This is a genomic window from Sphingobium sp. 22B, assembly GCF_001580035.1.
Taxonomy (GTDB): domain Bacteria; phylum Pseudomonadota; class Alphaproteobacteria; order Sphingomonadales; family Sphingomonadaceae; genus Sphingobium; species Sphingobium fuliginis.
The window spans coordinates 1-3,782 of record NZ_LTAB01000066.1; the positions used below are offsets into that span (position 1 = coordinate 1).

Annotated in this window: 3 protein-coding genes; 1 reads left to right on the forward strand and 2 read right to left on the reverse strand. The window is 47.4% G+C overall.

Features of this window, described 5'->3' with window-relative positions; translation table 11 throughout:
- Window positions 1-296: 296 nt before the first annotated feature.
- Both A0J57_RS25750 and A0J57_RS25755 read right to left on the reverse strand, forming a co-directional pair.
- Window positions 297-1,091, reverse strand: a complete 795-nt coding sequence (locus tag A0J57_RS25750) for an AAA family ATPase (protein WP_076605830.1) — start codon at window positions 1,089-1,091, stop codon at window positions 297-299.
- Entirely contained in the window at window positions 1,084-2,532 is a 1,449-nt protein-coding gene (locus tag A0J57_RS25755) for a Mu transposase C-terminal domain-containing protein (RefSeq protein WP_077204201.1), read from the reverse strand. The genes A0J57_RS25750 and A0J57_RS25755 overlap by 8 nt, the downstream gene beginning before the upstream one ends.
- Window positions 2,533-2,650: 118 nt before the next feature.
- On the opposite strand from A0J57_RS25755, the gene A0J57_RS25760 reads away from it, so the two are divergent.
- The gene (locus A0J57_RS25760; RefSeq protein ID WP_076605832.1) at window positions 2,651-3,241 is read left to right on the forward strand and encodes a recombinase family protein; all 591 of its coding nucleotides are present in this window, start codon (window positions 2,651-2,653) and stop codon (window positions 3,239-3,241) included.
- Window positions 3,242-3,782: the final 541 nt, after the last annotated feature.

A 3,782-nucleotide genomic window follows, 5' to 3' on the forward strand; every position in this document is an offset into this window, starting at 1 on the left:
GTGTATAAGAGACAGGTGCGACAAATAATTCTGAAAAAACCGTGACAAATAATTCTGAAACTTACACCGTATATAGCAACCACAGCGCCATGTCTAAAAACCTAATAATTCCAGACTTTTCGTGTGCGGCACCGTCCGCAATTTATCTTGCCTTACCGCACGGTCGCTTCTCTCCCTTCGGCAAGGCTTTCGCTCCGCTCCAGTGCTGCTGTGTAAATTGGCGAATTATTTTTCCGGGTTCTTGGCGAATTCTGCTTCCGGTTTGGCGAATTATTTTTCCGCCCTACAACCCCAACTTACGCCGCTCCCAAAAGCAACCCTCGCGTAGCCGTTTCGACCAGGTCTGGTGTTATCAGTGGAAGGCAATTCAACTTTTGAAGACGCTCAATTTCAGTGAATATTCTATTGAGCACGCGAAAATTGCCGTTGCCAACTCGCTTGATTGCAGTCGAGACAGCGTCGTCGGCTGACCGCGGCAAACCCAACTGTAGCCACTTTTCTGCGATGAATAAATTTGTTTCGTCAGCAGTTAAAGGCTGAAACTCATAGGTCAGATGGATGCGCGAATAGAGCTGACCAAAGCGCTTGATTCTTCTCTCTATTCCAGGCATGCCCATAAGAATGATGCCGATGCTGCCTCGGTCATGAAGATCCCGCAACAGCTCCAAGGATTGAAATTTGAGGCGATCTGCTTCATCAACAATCAATAATTTCACATTTTTACTCTGCCGCTTTTCGAAAACGCTTTCGGGATGGTGCCAAACGCGAGCCTGCTCAACCAATCCGTCAAATTTATTTCTGGTCAGGCTGATACTTGTTTCTAGTTTTTTAGGTGTAACAGTGACTTCTGGAGTCAGAAACAACACATCGCAGCTGGCGATGTGTTCCGGCAATCGTCTTGTTCTCGATGGTTGCTGAAGCAACGGTTCAATTAAATTCCAACTCGCAAATTGCCTAGCCGATTCAGTCTTTCCAACACCTGGCCTGCCATAGCACAATCCAATATGTTTTTTGTCGCGACAATACTCACCAAATTCTACAAACCGCCGATAATGCTGCGTGCTCAGAAAATGTGATGGAGTGTCACTCATCGCAGGCAAACCTCTTAATTTTAAACTTGGGATATTCAACTTCGGGTGCCGCAACAATCGGCACTACACTCAATGACGGCTTTTCGCGAGGGACATATTTATCTGCAATTTGTAGCAAATCTGTAAGACTCTCTCTAACTTCTCGTCGTTTAGCGCTTCTTGCGCGAATGACTTCTTTTAGACTCGTTCTCTTATCGGAAAGCTCAAAGCACACGGCTCTGCAAACAAGCGCATTATCTGCATAGACAAGGATTTCGGCCAGGTCGCGTGGATCAAATCTTATAGTGACTTCCTCGCCTATATAGCCGGAAAGACTGATGTCAAAATAACGAAACCCTTGGAAGCGAATACCATCGCGATGCACTTTCCTGGGTCGAGTGACCGTCAAAAGAAGAATGTCTAGTTCTTCTTTTGTGTCCGGCAAGCGCGGAACAAAGGACTTTGATTCCCAACGAGATTTAGGGCTACAGCCGATTTCAGAATGCTCACGTTGCAAATAGTCATTAACGAGCCATTGCCTAAAGCGTTCGTCCAACTCTTGTAACTTCAAGACAGCATCGACCTTTCCATAGCCCTTTGGTGCGTAGCCCGGCTGATCCGTTAAAAACAATTGTGCCACCGTCTCAAAAAATCGCTCCATCTTGCCCTTGCCCCTCGGCTTCTGAGGCAAAGTGTTGAGCAATTCGAATTTGAGATCAATGGACACCTGGTCGATATGCTTCGACATAAAATCGGTTCCGCGATCCGAGTAGAACTTGTCTGGAATGCCACAAATGCTCCATGCTGATTCTTCTTTTCGCCAAATCGACTGTCGCAAAGTCATCGCTATCCGCATTGAACAAGGTGGTTCGAAACCGAGATAATAGCCAGGCACCGCCCGACTAAAATCATCTAAAGCAGCTGTAAGCCAGGGCTTCATTGCCCGCCCGTTGGAATCAAAAATCAAAATATCAAGCTGTGCATGATCAGCTTGCCACACCTCATTTGGTGCTTCGGCTTCATGCCTATGTAACAGTTCGAAAGCTTGTTCGTATGCACTCGGTCCCTCGTGTGCCAGCGTTTTTATATCGCGAGAAATTTTTGAACAAATATCGTGCACCACGTCATAGCTTGGAGCACGCCACTTGTTCTTCTGACACAAAACCAATACAGAGCGATGAATTGCAGTAACCGGTAGTGGCGGCGTGCGCAAGCAAAGCCCTTCGATAACTTGCGCCAATTCAGGGACAATCTTGCGACGCCCGCCTGCATCCTTTCGAATATGGGGTCTGAGACCTGGCAGCCCTTCACGATTGAATTGTCCGATCCAGAGACGAATTGTTCGGGACGTTAATCCTGCAGCTCGCGCTATCTCTTCTCTGCTTGCACCTTCCGATAGACATGGACGAATAATTTGATATCGTTCAAGGGCTATTTCATCTGGTGTCAAAAAGATTCTCACAGCGCGTCCTTAAACTATAGTTATTGGACACTACAATTTCAAAAAAATAAAGCCCACAGGCTGACATTTCAGTTACAGTTTTTCTAAGGAGTTTTTGGACACCCAAAGGACATTCGCAATGCGCACCGCCATATATGCCCGGGTATCGACTCAAGACCAAAACACTCTCTCGTTTCAGCTCAAGGCCTTAAAAGAATATGCAAAAAGCCGAAAATGGAAGGTCGTTCTAGAAATAGAAGATGTTGGCTCAGGTGCATCTGAACGGAAGAAGCGCGAGCAAATTCTCAAAGCGGCTCGGTCACGCGAAATCGACGCGGTGCTTGTCTGGCGATTAGATAGGTGGGGGCGATCTCTTCCAGATTTAATTTCTACTCTCAATGAGTTCACAGATCTTGGAGTGTCTTTCGTTTCTTTGACCGAGTCCTTTGACATGAGCACCACATTAGGCAAAGCAATGGCCGGCATGCTTTCCGTCTTCGCAGAATTCGAACGCAATATTCTAAAAGAGCGAATTAAAGCTGGCATAAGCCATGCTCAAAGCAAAGGACTGCCACACGGACGACCTAGAACAGCAGCTCGGCATGAGGCCAAAATCAAACGGTTGTTTTCCGAGGGCATGAACAAGTCTGATATTGCCCGCAAACTTAAAATCGGGCGAACATCTGTCATTCGAATTCTGGCAGACAAACCCATTGCAAAGCGGAAATAGAATTCGCCAAGAATCCGGAAAAATAATTCGCCAACTTACAGCTGCTGTTTGCAGTTTTGTATACGCCACCGCCTACGGCTTACATCTCCGCTATGCCCGTGCTGCACAATCCGTAAACATGCCAGCCTGTGGCATTTATTGGCACCGCACACTTTCTGATCCGTTCACCTAATATGGTGCCGTCGTTTTCAAAAGAGGCTTGCTAGGCGCGTTTACACTCAGGCGGTCCCCTTACATCACTGTATACCAAAATCCGTAAAGGCTTGCTCTGCGGACTGTTTACACGTATACGCGTACCTGAAACCGGGGGCACTCCATAGCGGAAAACCTGGAAAGTGCCAATCTGTGACCGTAAACAGGCGCTATCCCAAACAGACGTTTCATAGCGTCGAATCCCGAAAGGATGAACCTGCGAGGCATTGCTTACGCTATGAGCCAAAAGCTTGACGGGAGAATAAGTACCAGTCCCACTCACCGGCCCCGGCACACCTGAAAGTATCTCAGAGCCGCCGCCTGGCAGTTCGTTGCAGCTCGGTCCTAA